This is a genomic window from Pseudoalteromonas xiamenensis (assembly GCF_017638925.1).
Classification (GTDB): domain Bacteria; phylum Pseudomonadota; class Gammaproteobacteria; order Enterobacterales; family Alteromonadaceae; genus Pseudoalteromonas; species Pseudoalteromonas xiamenensis.
The window spans coordinates 2560113-2578606 of sequence record NZ_CP072133.1 but is presented as its reverse complement, the minus strand read 5'-3'; the positions used below and the strand labels follow the sequence as shown (position 1 = coordinate 2578606).

The following is an 18494-nucleotide window of genomic DNA, read 5'->3' as shown; positions in this document are numbered from 1 at the left end:
ACCTCGTAAATTATGCAAGATTTTTATCAAATCGATAATCTCGATAAAGACATACTTCACGCGTTAATGAAAAATGCACGGACTCCTTATGCCGAATTGGCCAAACGATTTGATGTTAGCGCGGGAACAATCCATGTGCGTGTCGAAAAAATGAAAGCTGCGGGTATCATCACCGGCACGAAAGTTGAGATTGACCCGAAAAAGTTAGGTTATGACGTGTGCTGTTTTATCGGAGTGAATCTCAAGCATGCGCGTGATTACCCCGCTACAATTGCACAACTCACTCAATTCGAGGAAGTGCTCGAAGCCTATTACACCACGGGCAATTACAGTATTTTCATTAAGGTTATGACGCGCTCGATTGAACACCTTCAAGATGTTTTAATTAATAAGATCCAAGCCATCGAAGCCATTCAGTCCACGGAAACATTGATTTCCTTACAAGCACCGATTCAACGAACGGTGATGCCGTAGTGACCAACTCAGGGATCGAACCTAACCTTCATGAGCATTTTTGGGTATAATGCGCAGCATTTTTAAGTACAAGAGCCACACAAATGGAAGAAAACCGCTTTCAACGCATTAAACGCGTGCTAGATCGTCGCCAAACGGATTTAACCGTTTGTTTGGAAGAAGTGCATAAGCACCATAATTTATCTGCAGTTATTCGAACCGCAGACGCCGTTGGCTGCCATCACGTCCATGCAGTATGGCCACACGAGAAAAGACGCACGACCAATAACACCTCTGGCGGGAGCAAAAACTGGGTCGAGACCCACATGTACTTTACAATTGATGAAGCAGTTACCGCAATGCGCGAGCGCACGCCTGGGTTGCAAATTTTGGCAACCAACCTCAGTGAACATGCGGTCGATTTTCGTGAAATCGATTACACAAAACCGACCGCCATTATTGTCGGCCAAGAAAAATTGGGGATCACTGAACGTGCGCTCGAATTGGCGGATAAGCACATCGTCGTTCCAATGGAAGGGATGGTGCAATCGCTTAACGTGTCAGTAGCAAGTGCCCTAATACTCTACGAAGCACAGCGCCAGCGTGCTGCTGCCGGCTTGTATGAACGGACGGGTATGCTCGACCAAGAAACGCAGCACAGGTTGCTGTTTGAAGGGTGCCATCCAATAATTGCAAATCGTTGTAAAGCCAAAGGATTGCCTTATCCTCCGCTTGATGACGAGGGAGAGATTGTCGCAGACGAACAATTTTGGCATATTCTAAAGTTCACTCAGCCAAAATCAAAAGCGTAATGAAAACTCTCTCACTGGCCAAATACCCTGTATCCGATTTAAAAGGCGTCGGCCCTAAAGTGGCCGAGCGTCTATCGAAACTGGGCATTGCCAGTGTTCAGGACATGCTGTTCCACTTGCCTCTGCGTTATGAAGACCGCGCACAAACTTATGCTATTGCCTCGTTGATGCCACATACTCATGTTGCCGTCGAGGGGGAGATTGAGCACGCTGAAATTACCTTTGGTAAACGTCGTATGCTTGTTTGTCGAATAAACGATGGCACAGGGCGCCTCACTTTGCGGTTTTTTAACTTTTCCGTCGCGCAAAAAAATGCCATGCAAGTGGGCAAAATAATGCATTGTTTTGGAGAGGTACGACGCGGCAAATTTGGCTTTGAAATTGCGCATCCTGAATATCGTATTCAAGATGAATATCAACAAACCAATGAGAATGATCAAACACTCACGCCAGTTTACCCCACTACAGAAGGGTTAAAGCAACTCAGCATTCGTGCAATTGCGGATCAAGCGATTACACTGTTAGAAAAATACGAGCTAGAAGAGCTCCTGCCAGAACGCTACCGCCCATCCGGTGTAACACTCACCGATGCCGTTCGTACGTTGCATCACCCTCCTCGCGATGTTTCATTGAGTGATTTAGAGACTCGGGCAACACCCTGCACAGCTGCGATTAGCGTTTGAAGAGCTGCTGGCGCAAAACCTCAGCTTGCTGAAACTACGTTCACAAAGCCAGAATGTTCAAGCTGTCACCCTGCCCCAGACCTCGTCGCTTGAGCAGCAGTTCCTCGAGTCATTGCCATTTTCACCTACCAACGCCCAATCACGAGTTGTTGATGAGATTAAACACGATCTGGCTCAGCCTTACCCGATGATGAGACTCGTGCAAGGTGACGTTGGTTCTGGTAAAACATTAGTCGCGGCGTTATCCGCACTGAGTGCCATCAGCGCTGGATTTCAAGTTGCTCTAATGGCGCCCACTGAAATACTGTCTGAACAGCATTCCGCCAATTTTGCTCAATGGTTTACGCCGCTAGGAATAAGCGTCGCATGGCTTGGTGGAAAAACGAAAGGCAAAGAGCGCAATGCCACACTAGAACGGTTAGCGTCAGGCGAAGCACAAATGGTTATTGGCACTCATGCTCTGTTTCAAGACCAAGTGACATTTAAAAACCTAGCACTCATCATTATTGATGAACAACACCGCTTTGGTGTACACCAACGTTTGTCGCTGCGCGAGAAAGGCCGTTTTGGCGACTGCTACCCACACCAGCTTGTGATGACGGCGACGCCAATCCCAAGAACGCTCGCGATGACCGCTTACGCCGATCTCGAAACCTCTATAATTGATGAACTACCGCCTGGTCGTACGCCAATCACCACTGTCGCCGTCCCCGATACTCGACGCCAAGAAGTGATCGAACGAGTCCGAATCGCCTGTACTGAGCAACAACGACAAGTCTATTGGGTCTGCACACTGATTGAAGAATCCGAGGCATTGCAATGCCAAGCCGCGGAAGACGCACAAATTGCACTAAGTGAAGCACTGCCTGAACTACGCGTATCGCTTGTCCATGGAAGAATGAAAGCAGCAGAAAAACAAACCATTATGGCTGAGTTTAAACAAGGTCAAAGCGATGTGTTGGTTGCCACCACCGTGATTGAAGTCGGTGTAGATGTTCCAAATGCGAGTTTAATCATTATTGAAAATCCGGAGAGATTGGGGCTTGCTCAACTCCACCAGTTACGTGGCCGCGTTGGACGAGGAGCGATTGCTTCACACTGCTTACTGCTCTATCACGCACCTTTGTCAGGCACGGCTCAAAAGCGTTTAGGCGTTTTACGCGACAGTAATGATGGGTTTGTTATCGCGGAACGCGACCTTGAGATCCGAGGACCAGGGGAAGTCTTGGGCACAAAACAAACGGGTCTCGCCGAATTCAAAATTGCCGACCTCGCGCGCGATAAACAACTTATCCCGCAAGTACGTGAAGTCGCCAAACGGCTCATGCAGGAACACCCGGAAATTATTGAACCGATTGAGAAACGTTGGATGGGCAATCGGGCGCATTTTGCGATGGCTTAAAATCGTCTTTTACCTACTCAATATACGGGTTCATTCATGACGAATCCATGACCATCAAAAAAAGGAGACCTAAGTCTCCTTTTCCAAAGCTCAGAACGTCAAGTCCTTGCTTACCAAACTACTTGTAAACGCGCACCCACTGACGTTGAATCGTACTTAGCAAACTCGTCGCCATTTGCTGAAACAACGTTGAATTTAGCTAACATGTTTGAATTGATGTAGTAGTTCGCACCAAGCGTGATTGAATCTACTTTGCCACCAAATACGTTTGCATCAGCATCGTTTAGGTCAAGGCTTGAAATACGCGCTGTTAGCTCCCACGCGCCGTTTGCACCAGGCTTATAGCCTTTGAATTTACCGCCTTTTGTCGTGTAATTACGCATTCCACCATCAAGTAGGTAAGACGCTGAAACAAAGTAACCATCAAAACTTGGGTCGCTACCATCCACGCTGTCTACGTCTTCTTTGATGTATTCGCCAAGTAACGTTAGTGAGCCAAATTGCATCACTGACTCTAAACCAAACATGGTATAGCTGTCTGCAGCGATTGAACTGCTATCCACGATACGCGTGTTTGCTTGGTGTGATTCAGGGCGCGCTCGTAAACGAACAGAACCGCCGTCTTCTAACTCAGTTTGCAATGCCGAGAAGCCGAAAGACACCATACGATCTTTTTCTTTGATTGGTGCATATGCAAAACGACCATTGAAGCTAAGTTCTTCGTCTTTGCCATTTGCTGCATTCACGTCTTGACCGTATACACCATAGTTCAGTGACCAGTTATCACCCCACTGCTTTGCCGCGATACCAAAGCCACGACCTTGGTCAAATGGGTCTGTGATCAATGAACGCTCAATGAAAGACACGTCGTTTGAGCTGGTGTTCGCTTCCATACCAAACGCTTGGCGTTGGTTACCAATCTGGATAATGGTATTTTTGAAACCATTGTATGCGATAAATGCGTCTTTTACCGATTCACTCGAAATGTAGTCGTAGTCGAGTTTGTATTCCCACTCTTCGATGTTTGCTTTTAGGGTAATACGTGCGCGACGCATTTCAGTTCCGTTATTTAAATCAATGTCATCACTGTTGAACGCAGTCCCATCCATTTGGATACGGCCACCAACGGCAAAAGTATAACGTCCGTCATCTGACTTAACTTTAAAGCCGCCCTTCGTCGAGATTTCAGCCGCTTGAGTTGAAAACGCAGCCGAGAGAGCCAGTGTTAACGCAGCAAGTTTAAAAGATGTCTTCATTTTTACTGTCCTAAATAACGTAATTATCAGCAGTTTTCACTGCCTCACTTTTAATTCGGGCACAGTTTAGGAAAGGAATATGAACTTTATATTACAGTTGAAATGTTTTTTTCATAAAAAATACATTTTATGGAAATTAAAATGTAATCGAAATGAAATATTCCTATGAAAGGTAAAACTTTAAATTTTATGTTATTGCAGGAGGAAGAGGCATTAACGCATCGCATACCTCTACCTATTTTTGTTTACGCGTAATATTGAGGGTTAGTCATACCGAATAAGCAATTCGACAATTTTTTCAATTTGCTCTTTCTGATCATTGTCGCGGTGATACGCCACGAACACTTCTCGAGAAGTCGGAGGTACTTGTTCAATTCGATGCAGTTGCCCGCTTTCAATGTGCTCTTTAGCTAAAATTTCGGGCACAAAGGCGTTTCCACCACATTGTAAAATAAGATCAAGTGCAATACGGCCAGTACTCGTTCTAAAAAATGGCGGCGTATTACCAGTAAATTGTTTGGCATGCCAAAGTGAAAACGCGGTTCCCCAATCAACATACACATATTGTCTCTCGAAAAATTCGTCTCGAGTAAGACCCGCAAATGTACTCACGGGAATAATCGCCAAATCACTGATGGGTTGAACAAGCAATTCATCTACTTTTGGTGGATCAAACAACACCGCCATGTCGAGCGTTCTTTCGAGCAGCAAACGCGTACTCTCTTGTTGCGCTTTGACCTCGGCAACCAAAGAAACATCCGGCATCGCGGATACAATGTTATTAATGCCAAACTGTAAGAAGGCATCCCATATATTGGGTGTTCCCGCAAGTGACAACTGCTTATGCATATTGTTTGCAAGTGCAACATCCACTTTAGCCCGTTGCATCCCTGTTAGTATCATCTTCGCATGCGGCAATAAACGCTCACCAGGCGCAGTAAGCTGAATATTATTGCGTTGACGAATAAATAGATTTACCCCCAGACTTTGCTCTAATTGACGGATCCTGAAACTCACCGCCGATTGGGTAATGTACAAGTTTTCAGCGGCTCGACCAAAATGACGGGTTCGAACAACCTCAACAAATGTCTTCAATAAATCTATATCCACAAATTTATCCTTTCGATAAAAATATCTTGTTTAAAAAATTCATCGTCGTGGTCCATACTCCAGCCCAGATGGAAGATCAAAGGAATCAGTCATGAACACTAATTTACCTGAATTACGTAACGCTTTTGCAAGCCCAAAACAATTCTATGACGATGCAAATTTTCCTCGTGGTTTTGCACGAAGCGGCCACTTCACAATACTTGAAGCTGAAATCTTAGAAAACCACGGTGTAGTACTAAAAGGGTTATACAATAAAACCTTAGCGCCACAAAATAGTTTTCAAACTCAGTTCACTCAAGTGATGGAAAATACCAGCGAGCCAACGAATGCATTCGAGCGCGCGTGGATTAAATACTTGAAACTGACGACAAGCAAAGCGAAATTCCATACTTTATTTGGTCGTTCTCGCCTTGTCGCGGACAATGCGCCTGCTGCAGTCACCTCTGACGACGACTATTAAACGCAGTATTGCCTAACAGGAAACCAACTCAGTTTGGTTTCCTTGAGTCTCTGTCTCTTCCTTTCCCTGCTTGATTTTCGTTGCTTTTTCGCGGTTTCACTATTAATAATTAATACATCCAATTGAAACACAGTAGTTTGTATTGTGCTAAGAGCCTTAATAATTGAAGATACGCCAACAATAGCAAAAGTACAGAAACATATTGCTATCTCCGTTGGTTATGCCGTAGACATTGCGGCGACACTGGAAGAAGCCAAAGCACTCATCAAACAACATAGTTATTATTGTGCTGTGGTCGATTTTATTCTACCTGACGCGCCCAACGGTGAAGCGATCCCTGTTACCATCAAGGCGGATATTCCCACCATAGTCATGACGGGTAACATTGATGAGTCAACTCGTACGACCGTGGAACGATACCCAATCATCGACTACATCACAAAAGAACATAAACAAGCGTATCACTATTTAAAGAAACAGCTGCAGCGATTGCCCAAGAACAAGCAGATTTCGATTTTAATCGTTGAGGACTCAATTTCTGCCCGCCACTACATCAAAACGTTGTTGGTAAGACAAAAATACCGTGTGTATGAGGCTAACGACGGCGAGCATGCGCTTCAAGTTCTTGCCGAAAACCCTGAAATCAGTGTGATCATCACAGACTTTGAAATGCCAAAGCTTAACGGTGCTGAATTGTGTGTTGAGGTACGGCGAAAACACAATGATGAAGATATTGCTATCATTGGTATTTCGAGTTCTGAGCAAGCGCAGCTCTCGGCACGTTTTATCAAAAGTGGCGCAAATGACTATCTACGCAAGCCCTTCAACAACGAGGAGTTTTATTGCCGTTTGAGTCAAAACGTTGATATGTTAGAAAATATCGCAACGATTCGCCGCCAAGCGAACACCGATTACCGGACTGATTTACCAAATCGTCGTTATTTCTTTGAAGAAGCTAAAAAGCAACTGCGTGTCGATGAAAAAGCACAAAATACGGTTTGTCTCGCCATGCTCGACATAGATCACTTTAAATCCATTAACGACAACCATGGACACGATGCGGGGGACGCGGTGCTTAAAGGCTTTTCTGCTGCGTTAACCAAGTTTTTTCCAAACGACCTCATTGCGCGAATGGGCGGGGAAGAATTTGCAATCAAGTTCACAAAGAATGATAAAGCGGAAGCACAAAAACAGCTTACGTTGTTTATACAATATATTGAGAAAAACAGTCGCTCATTTTCCGAGTACGCAATCCCATTTACGGTTTCAGCGGGATTAACTGATGAAATCAACCATAACCTCGATACGTTACTCAAACATGCCGATGTTCATTTGTATCAAGCGAAAGAAAGCGGACGAAATCGCTTGGTCTCATAGACCAAGCGACAACAGAGAAGATTAGCCGATTAGATAGGCGATCCTGGCGGTAATGGCAATGCTTTGAATCCATCCGCCCATTTACCATGCTCTTGGAACCAACGGATCTGTTCCGCGAGATACACCTTAAAGGTCGCTTTGCCTATTTTGTTACTATCAAATAACGACGCATCCTGTGGTAATTCCGCCAGCTTATGTACAAACCGTTTGAACATAGCTTGTGCTTCTGGTGACACTTTGTCACTCACACTCATTTCCGCAAACTGCTTAGCTGCCAATATTTGAGTACGCTGAGAAAGCAATAACGCCATGCCTGTTTTTTCTTCTGTCTCAAACACTTGCTGATATGTTCTAAATAAAACAGTATCTAAACCTAGGTTTTTCGAGTCTCTCGCTTTTTGCTGAATCAAACGGTTCACGCGCTCAGGATTCAAAAGCAACGTTAATGATTGCGCGGCAGCCACTTCGGGTAATGCCATTGCATCAAATGAAAGTCCTGTGCGTCCGACGACACTCTCCCTTGTTTTGTATTCGCCGTAAGCTTTAGGTGGAACAAGCGCAAGTACAGACTCTGGGATCATCAGCTCTTTCGGTGTCAGCGTTTTTAAAATCGCTTTTAGTGCTGCAAGCTGACGTTCACGTGCAACCACTTGAATACCATGTGGAGTTTGACCTTCCTCACGAACTTCATAACTGTAATCTTCACCACCTATCAACTTCACTGCGGCTTCAACTTGATAGCGGTGGAATAAATACAAAGGAACGAGTCTTTCTTCAAGTTGAGAAAGCGCTTCACCATTTTTTAGATTCTCAATCCCGAATCGACTCAGCGCTTTTTGACGTATTTCGAGTACACGGTTCAGTTCATCGGCAGGGTCGTTACCATTATCCCAAAGGTGCGCCGTTGGGTGACTTCCACCTTGTGCTCTTGCATCGTCATCGGAAATAAACTCTAAACCAAGCGTCTTGTTTTCAGCCAACACCGCTTTTAAAGCATTGTTTTGCGTTGATTGAGTGAAATCACCATAACCGTACTTGATGACTTGCTTATCCCAAATACCAATGCCTTTGTCATAACCTTGCGTGACATCCAGCTCCCCTTTATCACTAATGCTCAAAAGTGGGTGTGGATAATCCATCACTGACGCTCTGTCTTTTACCGACGCTGAAAAGTTATGAGCAATCCCCAACGTGTGCCCGACTTCATGCGCACTGAGTTGGCGAATGCGGTCAAGCGCCATGGCCTGTAAAGTCTCATTTGTTTCATTGCCTGTTTTGAATGGTGCGGCTAATGATTCTGCAATGAGAATATCTTGGCGCACGCGTAACGATCCGAGTGTTACATGCCCTTTCAGAATTTCACCAGTGCGCGGGTCAATAACCGATGAACCATAAGACCAACCTCGTGTTGCGCGGTGTACCCATTGAATGACGTTGTAACGTACATCCATAGGATCCGCACTTTCAGGAAGCATTTTTACTTGGAAAGCATTCTTGTAACCTGCCGCTTCAAACGCGCCATTCCACCAGCTTGCGCCTTCGAGTAGGGCACTTCGAACCGGCTCAGGAACACCTGGATCTAGGTAATAGATAATTGGTTCAACTGCCTCACTGACTGCAGCGGATGGATCTTTTTTCTCAAGACGGTGTCGTGGGATATAGCGTACATACATCGATTGACCAAGAGGCGCAGAATAATCTTTGTGTTCGATGCTCCAGTATCCCGATTGAGGATGGAATTGACGGGGCTGATATTTATCATCCGGTAATTCGATGAGTGAATGATGTTGATGCACAGTAACCGCATACGGGTCGGCACTAACTTGTTTGATGTACTCACCTGGATTACTGCCACCAAACGTCAGTGTTGCTTCGAGCTCCGTATTTTTAACAAAGGCCTTGGTTCTTGGCAAAAAGACGGCGCTGCGTGCGTTGTCTAATGAAAAGTTGCCTTGTTTCGTATCTGCTAGGCGACGAGATACCCCGTGTACGTCAGACATTAGGTATGGCGTGTAATCAATAAGTACACTGTCACTGTCTTCTGCCACGACTTTAAAACCTTGCAATACGCTCGACGCGAACGCTTCTTGCACGCTCTGTTTTTCCGCTGCATTTTCGGCACTTGCACGGTAATAGGTGTTCAGTGCCTTCAACAGTACTTTGTCACCAATTCGCTCAAATTGAGCAACGTAGGTGCCGCCTAGCTGACCTCTGTCAAGGCCAATGTCATTGGAGCCAACACCGTATGGCAGACTGTGTTGCAGTAAAAAAGGTTTATCTAATTTATCCACATCGAGGTAAACATTTGCTGTTTGTGGGTCGACATAGACACTATAAAAACCAGGAAAATGATTAAAAGTCTCAGTAAACGAGTCTATAGACTTAATTGCTGCGTGCGCTTGAGTTATCATAGTCAATAACAAAGCAGAAGTAGCGTGCTTTATAAATTTAGTTTTTGGCATAAGCTTATCTTTGTTAAGTCGGGTTTAAGTAATTGTTTGTACCAGTATATGAAGATGGTATACAAAATACAGCTACTTTAGACGAAAATTCAGCGCAGTCTGTCGACTCTCTCACAATTAATACTCGATAGACGAAACGTTATCAGGATCTGAAAATGCGAAGACTCCCACCGGTGTTGGTAGAAGACGGTTGTTCACGTGAATTGGTTTCTCTTATTCGTACTATTTTGGCGGCATGTAAAGAAATTTCTTTCCGCGTTGGTCAAGGTGCGCTTTCCGGCGTACTCGGCTCTACCTTAGATGAAAACATTCAAGGTGAAACCCAGAAAAAGTTAGATGTACTCTCGAACCAGTTGCTCAAAGATATTCTTTTGGAAAGCGGCTATGTGAAAGCCATTGCATCCGAAGAAGAAGACACAACGGTTGCAGGCAACCCGGATGCAAAATACATCGTAGCATTTGATCCACTCGATGGTTCATCAAACATCGACATCAACTCGCTTGTTGGTACTATCTTCTCAATTATGGAAGTCGATAAAGAATCGGATCCTGCCGATCCGACAATCTTCTTGCAATCGGGTCGCAAGCAAGTTGCTGCGGGTTATGTCCTTTATGGTCCATCAACCATGCTTGCACTTTCTACTGGTAAAGGCACGCGCATTTTTACCCTAGATAAAACGCACGGGAGTTTCCTCCTTACCCACGATTACGCAAAAATCCCAGCCGATACGAATGAGTTTGCGATTAACGCATCAAATCAACGTTTCTGGACAGCCCCCATGCAGCAATATATTGAAGACTTACTTGCGGGCAAAACGGGTCCTCGTGGCAAAAACTTTAACATGCGTTGGATTGCGGCGATGGTGGGTGATGTACATCGTGTATTGTGCCGTGGTGGTTTATTCACATACCCTGAAGACACTAAAGATCCAAACAAACCATACAAACTTCGCTTACTCTATGAAGCAAATCCAATGGCAATGTTGATTGAACAAGCCGGCGGCCTTGCGCATACGGGGCAAGAAAATATTCTCGACATTCAACCGACCGAAATTCATCAACGTGTCGCCGTGATCCTAGGATCGAAAAATGAAGTTGAAGCGTGTTTAGGTTATCACCAATAAACACCACAATAAAAAACGCGACTTAGGTCGCGTTTTTCAATTTAGTTTGTCAACCTAATCAAGGTTTACTGCAGTTGTCTGTCGGCAACCGCAAAAATCGCATCCTGATAACCTGATTGGAGCGTTTCTGGGTCGCTCACCGCGGTGTAGATCTCTTTTAAAAGACCATCTTTTAAGCCATACACGAGTCCCGTGAATAGTCAGATCTTGTCCTCGCTGCCACGCATCTTGAACAAGATTGGTTAAACAGACATTACGTACCTGTTCAATCACGTTTAGCTCACATAATGCGTCGCTTTGCGCTTTAGGGGTCAAATCGGTTAGGACATTTTGATGCTTTTCTTTGACGTCCGCGACATGGCGCAGCCAGTTATCAATTAAACCGAAGCGTGCTTCATCTAATACCGCTTGCACACCACCACAACCATAGTGGCCCACAACAAGAATATGCTTCACTTTGAGTACATCAATTGCAAACTGCATCACCGAAAGACAGTTATGATCGGTATGTACCACAACGTTAGCGACGTTGCGATGTACGAACATTTCACCCGGCATTAGATCGACAATTTCGTTCGCTGGCACACGTGAATCCGAACACCCTATCCATAGATATTCCGGTTTTTGTTGTTTTGATAACTTATCAAAAAATTGTGGATCTTTGCCAAGCGTACGCTCCGCCCACTGTTTATTCTTAGCCAATAAATGGTCTAATTCACACATTGTGCTCACCCTTCTTTTTTTAGCACCCCATTGATGAACACATTCCTCGGTGTAAGTGCTTTATCACAAAACTCAAATACCTCGACATCATACCCAGCTGATTGCAAATATAAAACCCTATCGAGGACCAACCAGATCTCAATCGCTCGCCGAAAGGCATGGCGTACTAGCTCGATTCGCGCCGTTATTTGCTGTTTTTTTACACCTAATGCTAGAAATGCGTCGAAATCGATGTGATCTGGCAAAGCAATATTTTTTTGATTTGCAGCCCAATAACAGAAATCAGAAAACGCACCAGAGAAAATTTGTTTACCTACGGATGGGACGCCCACGTATTCAAGGTGACCCGTAACTTGCTTTCTTAATGCATCAAACCCTAAACGCCATGCAACTTCGCGGTGTCTGACCGCAGTCAACCGACTTGGCGCGGTGACGGTCTCTTGCAGTGCAAGTTTCATATCGTGGTGCGTGAGTTGCGTGCGCGCAGATCTGCCCTCGACACTCATCGGCTCATATTCATTGGGCGTAAACAGGTGATAACAACAAGGTGAAACAATGAGGTTTGTGCAGCGTGCTTGTACTCCTTTGACCAAAAACTCTTGATGTAAACGGCCGCATGCATGAAGCGCAACGGCATGGTCAACTTGTTCAAAACAATCATCAACGGCATCCTTCAGTACGTCCCTACAGATAAATGCCATAGGTAACCCTTGTTTCTTTGCACTAGCACTACCGTCATCACACAGCGCTTGCTGCAACTCGACAGAAATGACCTGTTGCGCGCCTTTAAACGCGAGCATTCGGCCTAAATGCCCTTTGCCTGCGCACCATTCTAGCCATCGACCTTCAATCGGACTTAACGTTTCAACAAACGATTTTAGTTGTTCTAACTTTCGACCTTTGATGCCATTTTCCAGCCAAAAAGGAAACGTCAACGAGGTATGATGTGGTTGTGACAACGCACTTAAACGATGTATTTCAGAAAGATGCGGAATGTAGGGAGCTAACCATTCGAGCAAAGTATCGGGGTCGCTATCGAGTAAATGTACTTGCTCATCCGACAATTGCAAAAGCGCAGGCTTTAACTCTGGCCAAGGAATGTCATCACAGGCGAACGCAACTTGCTGCCAATACGCTTGTGTTTCATGGAGTAATTCATCTAATCGGGAAAAACGCGCGGAAAATGGCATTGTCTTGGCCTACACAAAAGCCGATAGTTTACTAAGCATCCTCAAAACTACAAAGCACTTGAAGGCAAAGTAATAATTTTTGCATCGCAACTATTTTGGCTATTCATGCCATTTTGAATAAAGTCTTTAATCACCCCCTCATGATTCAATGTCACCATTGCTGCATCAAGTTGAGGTAACAAGGATTGATGTTTTCGGTGGACGTAATGATAAACCTCGGTTGCCAACGTCGGCTCAGGTCGATAATAAAAAGTGCGATAATGAGAATTACACATTACGGTACGCGCAATCCAATCTGCGGACAACAACACATCTCCAACCCCAGAGCCAATCGTTTTAAATGCTGATTCATCATTATTGACAGGTAAACACGTCAATCGGTGGGTATCGCAAAACTCCGTTAGTAACTTACTGCCTTTTGGCACAATAAACACCGTATCTTCATCAAAGTTTTGGCACGCTTGCTCTTTTAAGCAGTAGTAACCAACGGTGAGTTCAAGCAAGGGTGTTTGTACTTGAACTAAGTTGGGATAACTTGCCGCCACCGTATCAACCCGTGCCGCTTCAGCATCCAGCTCACCGCTGTTAACCATTAGCATGCCTCGTGAAGAAGGGAGCATGACAAAACGAGGCGTTATGTCGATTCGCGCGTAGAGCGCTTCAAGTAGCTTAATAATAACGTCTTTGGCTTCAGGGGATGCGACGCTTTCAGAAATATTAATGGTATAAGGTGGTTCATCTGCCGCGAACACATGACCGCCAATCACCCCAAGCAGCACACAAATTGCAAACTTTGTCATTGCCGCCTCATTAATTTGTATTTTCGCTGCTTAAAGAAAATCAAGTAGATATACATCGGAATTGAAACAATGGTCAGAACTACGGCGGCAATCAGCATCCATGACCAAACTGGCTTGTCTAACGGTCGAGAGTACAACAAAAATCCAGATAAAGAATGCCCCGAGGTATCACGGTCAAAACCATACAAATCCGCTATCCATTCCCACTTATTTAAGGTCATATTGCCGATTGGCACGCCCGGTACAGAGATATAACTCGAGAGTTTTTCCGCTTCATAAGCAAGTTGTTCCATGGTTTTATCTTTTGCATAACGCGACTGTGTGATAGTCAACGCCTCTTGTAAATTGAGTAATGCATATCGCCACCCTCTCAAACTTGCTTGCAGGAAACGCTCCGCAAGTTCTGGGTTGTTTTTCAGAAGTTGCTCACTGGTAAAGAGAATATCCCCATAAACGTTTAGCCCATAACGTTTAGGGCAAATAAGTCGCACGTCGATACCAAGTTGTGCCATCTGAAAAGGCTCATTGGTTACATAGACCTGCAAGGCATCAACGATGCCACGTTGAAAATCACGAATGGGATGTAAGCCCGCATATAACGCGAGATCTTTAGCCTCTACCCCCGCTCTTTCTAGCATAACCAGAAGCTCCGCGTTTTCGCTACGGCTGATGTGGCTCACTCGCTTATTCACGAAATCTTTCGGGCCATTAATGCCACTTTGTGCTTTGACCATCCAGCAATACGGAGATGACTGTAAAATCGCAGCCATTGCAACAAGCGGCTTACCTTCTAAACGCTGCTGTAAAATACCTGAATGTGTAAGACCAAATTGCGCTCGACCCGACAAAACGCTAAAAAACGTATCTGGATTACTTGGATCCGCAGGAACGATATTGACGTGTAGACCAGCTTCTTTGTAAAAGCCTTTTTCTTTTGCAACGTAATACCCCGCAAATTGGAACTGGTGAGTCCATTTTAACTGTAAGGTAACGTTTTCAATGGCGGAACTTTGAAATGAAAACAGCAGCATTACCCAAATCAGGCCTAATTGGCGAACGAGTGAGGCGCTGCGCGCTGCTATCATGAGTAAGCTCCGTGCTTTTCTATGTGCTAACTATAGAAAAGCACGTTAAATTTTCAAGCTATCCCGCCTTTCGAGCAAGACTTTGTGGTGTTTGTAAATATTGGCGAAAACACGGATTGTCCGTTTCATCTTGATATTGATAACCAAGTCGCGCTAAATGCGCATCAAACTCTTCATACTGCTGAGGCGCGATGTCAAATCCAGCCAAAACATTCCCTTGTGCGGCACCATGATTTCGGTAGTGGAATAACGTGATATTCCAATTACTTCCCAACATTTCTAAAAAGCGCGCTAACGCACCTGGGTATTCAGGAAACTCGAAACGCAACAAACGCTCTTGTAATGCCACAGGCGGTTTGCCGCCGACCATATAACGAATGTGTAGTTTCGCCAGTTCGTTATCGGAAAGATCTTCAAAATGGTATCCGTCTTGAACCAGCCCAGATTTCAACTGCTCAAGCTCGATTTGCCCATTGCGTAAGCCGACACCAACGAATATCTGCGCATCGCCTTCGCCTGCATAACGGTAGTTGAACTCTGTAATGGAACGACCCCCTAATGCCTGACAAAACCGTTTAAAACTTCCTTTCTCTTCTTTGATCGTCACGCCTAACAGTGCTTCGTTTTTCGCCCCTAAAGCTGTTCGCTCCGCAATGTAGCGTAATCGGTCAAAATTCAAGTTTGCACCCGATAACACCGCGGCAAGGTTTAAGCCCCTCACCTGATTCTCTCTACACCATTTTTTTAACCCCGCAGTCGATAATGCGCCTGATGGCTCAGCAATGGCTCGAGTCGCAACAAAAATGTCTTGAACAGCAGCACAAATTTCATCCGCGGTGACGGTGACTACCTCATCGCAAAATTTTTGCGCCAATCGAAATGTCTCTTTTCCGATAAGCTTTACCGCAACCCCATCAGCAAAACTGCCGACGCTGCTGAGTTCAACAGGATGCCCCGCATCTAGCGCGGCTTTTAAACACGCACTGTCTTGCGCTTCTACGCCGATAATTTGAATATCCGGACGAAGCGACTTGATGTACACCGCCATGCCTGCGAGCAGTCCACCGCCGCCAACCGGAATAAAGACGGCATCAAGTTCATCCAACTGCTGCATTAATTCTCGGGCGATAGTGCCTTGTCCAATAATCACGTCTTTGTCATCGAAAGGTGGCACAAACACAGCGCCAGTCTCTTCCGCCAAAGACAGTGCATGGGCATTTGCAGCATCAAAATGATGTCCAAATAACACGACTTCACCACCCAATTTACGCACCGCGTTGACCTTAATTTCAGGCGTTGTGACGGGCATAACAATCGTCGCTTGATGCCCTAAATGTGCAGCAGATAGCGCAACACCTTGTGCATGGTTACCGGCTGACGCAGTGATCACTTTACTGCCCTGCGGAAGCTGTCTAAGTTTATTAAATGCACCTCGCAGTTTAAAAGAATACACTGGTTGCTGATCTTCACGCTTAAGCCAAACCTGATTGCCTAATTGCTCTGATAACGCAGCCATTGCGCTGACTTCGGTGACCTTGGCTAACGGCTCCATATTGGCTTGGATGATAGCCCGAAAATAATCGAGTTCTTGAGCAACCATTAGCTGAGTTCCTCGAGTTTACTTAAATCACGAACAGCCCCTTTGTCTGCACTCGTGGCAAGCAGTGCATAGGCCTTCAAGGCAGGACTTACAGATCGAACGCGATCTAGCGGTTTATACGCCAATTTACCACGCGCTAATTGCTTTTCATGTCGCGCAGCAAGTTCACTGTCCTCTACCAATAAGTGGATACCACGATTTGGAATATCGATTTGAATGCGGTCTCCATTTTCGACCAACGCTATCACACCACCACTTGCGGCCTCCGGTGACGCATGGCCTATCGACAAGCCAGAAGTCCCGCCAGAGAAACGACCATCGGTTAACAGTGCGCAGTATTTATCTAAGCCCATCGACTTGAGGTAACTTGTTGGGTAAAGCATTTCTTGCATGCCAGGACCCCCTTTTGGTCCTTCGTAGCGAATGACTACCACATCCCCTTTTTGGACCTGTCCACCTAAGATGCCCTCAACGGCGTCATCTTGCGATTCAAACACTACAGCCGTTCCGGTGAAGTTCAACATTTCATCCACCACACCTGCACTTTTTACAATACAGCCATCATCCGCTAAATTGCCCTTTAACACGGCCAATCCACCATCTTGGCGGAACGCATGTTCTACACTGCGTATACAACCTTCTTGACGGTCAAGGTCTAGAGATTCCCAGCGATAAGATTGACTCATTGCTTGTGTCGTACGGATCCCAGCAGGTCCCGCACGGTAAAACGTTTGTGCTTTTTCGTTCGATTCATCTGCGGCATCCCAACGGGTTAGCACCTCGCCTAAAGTGCCTCCGGCAACGTGTCCTACTGACAAATCAAGTTTATCTGCGCGAGCTAATTCATTGAGGATTGCCATGATCCCACCAGCGCGATGCACATCTTCAATATGGTATTGCTGCGTAGCTGGTGCTACTTTGCATAAGAAAGGCGTAGCGCGAGATAGACGGTCGATGTCATTCATATCAAATGCGACTTCACCTTCTTGTGCGGCAGCTAGAAGATGTAACACGGTATTTGATGAACCGCCCATCGCAATGTCGAGCGTCATCGCATTCATAAAGGCCGCTTGATTTGCAATGTTACGTGGTAACACCGCCTCATTGTCTTTGCCATAATATTCATCGCAAAGTGCCAAAATACGCTGGCCAGCCGCTACATACAATTGCTTGCGATCCGAGTGCGTTGCCAACGTTGTTCCGTTACCAGGCAAAGCAAGGCCAAGTGCTTCCAATAAGCAGTTCATTGAGTTAGCCGTGAACATTCCTGAACACGAACCACATGTTGGACAGGCTGAACGCTCTACTTGCTCTGAGTCGGCGTCAGATACCGATGGGTCGGCCCCTTTCACCATTGCATCCACTAAATCCAACTTGATATCAATGTCGGCCAAACGCGTTTTACCCGCTTCCATCGGACCACCCGATACGAAAATAACAGGGATATTTAATCTCAGTGCCGCTAACAACATACCTGGGGTAATTTTGTCGCAGTTTGAAATACACACCATTGCATCGGCACAGTGCGCATTGACCATGTATTCGACTGAATCGGCAATTAGGTCGCGCGATGGTAACGAATACAACATACCGCCGTGTCCCATTGCGATACCATCATCAATCGCAATCGTATTAAATTCTCTAGGCACACCACCCGCATCTCGAATGGTTTCTGCCATTAATTCACTCAGCTGATTAAGGTGAACATGGCCCGGTACGAATTGCGTGTATGAATTCACAACGGCGATAATCGGCTTTTGGAAATCCGCATCAGTCATACCTGTTGCACGCCATAGCGCACGAGCGCCTGCACGTTGTCTGCCTTCCGTTGTTGTTTTGCTGCGTAATTTAGCCATGTTCTACCCTTATTTAATTTGCGTGGTTGTCACCACGACTTTCCTCATTCCCAAACTTTCTCAGGCTGACGAGTCGTCAGCCTTACATAAATAGCGCAATG

General features: G+C 45.5%; 13 protein-coding genes and 2 pseudogenes. 6 read left to right on the top strand and 9 right to left on the bottom strand.

Annotated features, from left to right (window positions below; all coding sequences use genetic code 11):
* The first annotated feature begins 12 nt into the window (after positions 1-12).
* The 3 genes and pseudogenes from asnC (at position 13) to recG (ending at position 3350) form a co-directional block, all read left to right on the top strand.
* Positions 13-474: a transcriptional regulator AsnC gene (gene asnC, locus J5O05_RS12465; protein WP_208842312.1), complete on the top strand. Its 462-nt coding sequence runs from the start codon at positions 13-15 to the stop codon at positions 472-474.
* A gap of 83 nt (positions 475-557) precedes the next feature.
* Entirely contained in the window at positions 558-1265 is a 708-nt protein-coding gene (gene trmH, locus J5O05_RS12460) for a tRNA (guanosine(18)-2'-O)-methyltransferase TrmH (RefSeq protein WP_208842311.1), read from the top strand.
* Positions 1265-3350: pseudogene (gene recG, locus J5O05_RS12455) on the top strand (ATP-dependent DNA helicase RecG). Before trmH ends, recG begins: the two are co-directional and overlap by 1 nt.
* 110 nt (positions 3351-3460) lie before the next feature.
* Here recG and J5O05_RS12450 read toward each other — a convergent pair.
* Entirely contained in the window at positions 3461-4606 is a 1146-nt protein-coding gene (locus J5O05_RS12450; protein ID WP_208842310.1) for an OprO/OprP family phosphate-selective porin, read from the bottom strand.
* Positions 4607-4870: 264 nt separating this feature from the next.
* Positions 4871-5716, bottom strand: a complete 846-nt coding sequence (locus tag J5O05_RS12445; protein ID WP_208842309.1) for a LysR family transcriptional regulator — start codon at positions 5714-5716, stop codon at positions 4871-4873.
* 91 nt (positions 5717-5807) lie between these two features.
* On the opposite strand from J5O05_RS12445, the gene J5O05_RS12440 reads away from it, so the two are divergent.
* Positions 5808-6176, top strand: coding sequence for a MaoP family protein (locus tag J5O05_RS12440; protein ID WP_208842308.1), 369 nt, complete (start codon positions 5808-5810; stop codon positions 6174-6176).
* Between the two features lie 141 nt (positions 6177-6317).
* Entirely contained in the window at positions 6318-7553 is a 1236-nt protein-coding gene (locus J5O05_RS12435; RefSeq protein ID WP_208844526.1) for a GGDEF domain-containing response regulator, read from the top strand.
* Positions 7554-7582: 29 nt separating this feature from the next.
* Here J5O05_RS12435 and J5O05_RS12430 read toward each other — a convergent pair whose 3' ends face one another.
* The gene (locus J5O05_RS12430) at positions 7583-10015 is read right to left on the bottom strand and encodes a zinc-dependent metalloprotease (RefSeq protein ID WP_208842307.1); all 2433 of its coding nucleotides are present in this window, start codon (positions 10013-10015) and stop codon (positions 7583-7585) included.
* Positions 10016-10170: 155 nt separating this feature from the next.
* On the opposite strand from J5O05_RS12430, the gene J5O05_RS12425 reads away from it, so the two are divergent.
* Positions 10171-11139 (top strand): class 1 fructose-bisphosphatase, encoded by a 969-nt coding sequence (locus J5O05_RS12425; protein WP_208842306.1) that lies wholly within the window; start codon positions 10171-10173, stop codon positions 11137-11139.
* Positions 11140-11204: 65 nt separating this feature from the next.
* Here J5O05_RS12425 and can read toward each other — a convergent pair.
* The 6 genes and pseudogenes from can to ilvD form a co-directional block, all read right to left on the bottom strand.
* Positions 11205-11862 (bottom strand): annotated as a pseudogene (can, locus tag J5O05_RS12420) (carbonate dehydratase).
* Positions 11863-11867: 5 nt separating this feature from the next.
* Positions 11868-13052 carry a methyltransferase gene (locus J5O05_RS12415; protein WP_208842305.1) on the bottom strand — a complete coding sequence of 395 codons (1185 nt, stop codon included), beginning with the start codon at positions 13050-13052 and terminating at the stop codon, positions 11868-11870.
* A gap of 47 nt (positions 13053-13099) precedes the next feature.
* Positions 13100-13852, bottom strand: coding sequence for a hypothetical protein (locus tag J5O05_RS12410; protein WP_208842304.1), 753 nt, complete (start codon positions 13850-13852; stop codon positions 13100-13102).
* Complete coding sequence (locus J5O05_RS12405) at positions 13849-14937, bottom strand: ABC transporter substrate-binding protein (RefSeq protein ID WP_208842303.1); 1089 nt, start codon at positions 14935-14937, stop codon at positions 13849-13851. The genes J5O05_RS12410 and J5O05_RS12405 overlap by 4 nt, the downstream gene beginning before the upstream one ends.
* A gap of 58 nt (positions 14938-14995) precedes the next feature.
* Positions 14996-16537 carry a threonine ammonia-lyase, biosynthetic gene (ilvA, locus tag J5O05_RS12400; RefSeq protein WP_208842302.1) on the bottom strand — a complete coding sequence of 514 codons (1542 nt, stop codon included), beginning with the start codon at positions 16535-16537 and terminating at the stop codon, positions 14996-14998.
* Positions 16537-18393, bottom strand: a complete 1857-nt coding sequence (ilvD, locus tag J5O05_RS12395) for a dihydroxy-acid dehydratase (protein ID WP_208842301.1) — start codon at positions 18391-18393, stop codon at positions 16537-16539. Before ilvD ends, ilvA begins: the two co-directional genes overlap by 1 nt.
* Between the last annotated feature and the right edge of the window lie 101 nt (positions 18394-18494).

Coding starts and splice junctions, on each gene's coding strand:
- J5O05_RS12440 (WP_208842308.1), top strand. CDS start 5,808: ATGAACACTAATTTACCTGAATTACGTAACGCTTTTGCAAGCCCAAAA.
- J5O05_RS12425 (WP_208842306.1), top strand. CDS start 10,171: ATGCGAAGACTCCCACCGGTGTTGGTAGAAGACGGTTGTTCACGTGAA.
- J5O05_RS12430 (WP_208842307.1), bottom strand. CDS start 10,015: ATGCCAAAAACTAAATTTATAAAGCACGCTACTTCTGCTTTGTTATTG.
- ilvA (WP_208842302.1), bottom strand. CDS start 16,537: ATGGTTGCTCAAGAACTCGATTATTTTCGGGCTATCATCCAAGCCAAT.
- J5O05_RS12415 (WP_208842305.1), bottom strand. CDS start 13,052: ATGCCATTTTCCGCGCGTTTTTCCCGATTAGATGAATTACTCCATGAA.
- ilvD (WP_208842301.1), bottom strand. CDS start 18,393: ATGGCTAAATTACGCAGCAAAACAACAACGGAAGGCAGACAACGTGCA.
- trmH (WP_208842311.1), top strand. CDS start 558: ATGGAAGAAAACCGCTTTCAACGCATTAAACGCGTGCTAGATCGTCGC.
- J5O05_RS12410 (WP_208842304.1), bottom strand. CDS start 13,852: ATGACAAAGTTTGCAATTTGTGTGCTGCTTGGGGTGATTGGCGGTCAT.
- J5O05_RS12405 (WP_208842303.1), bottom strand. CDS start 14,937: ATGATAGCAGCGCGCAGCGCCTCACTCGTTCGCCAATTAGGCCTGATT.
- J5O05_RS12450 (WP_208842310.1), bottom strand. CDS start 4,606: ATGAAGACATCTTTTAAACTTGCTGCGTTAACACTGGCTCTCTCGGCT.
- asnC (WP_208842312.1), top strand. CDS start 13: ATGCAAGATTTTTATCAAATCGATAATCTCGATAAAGACATACTTCAC.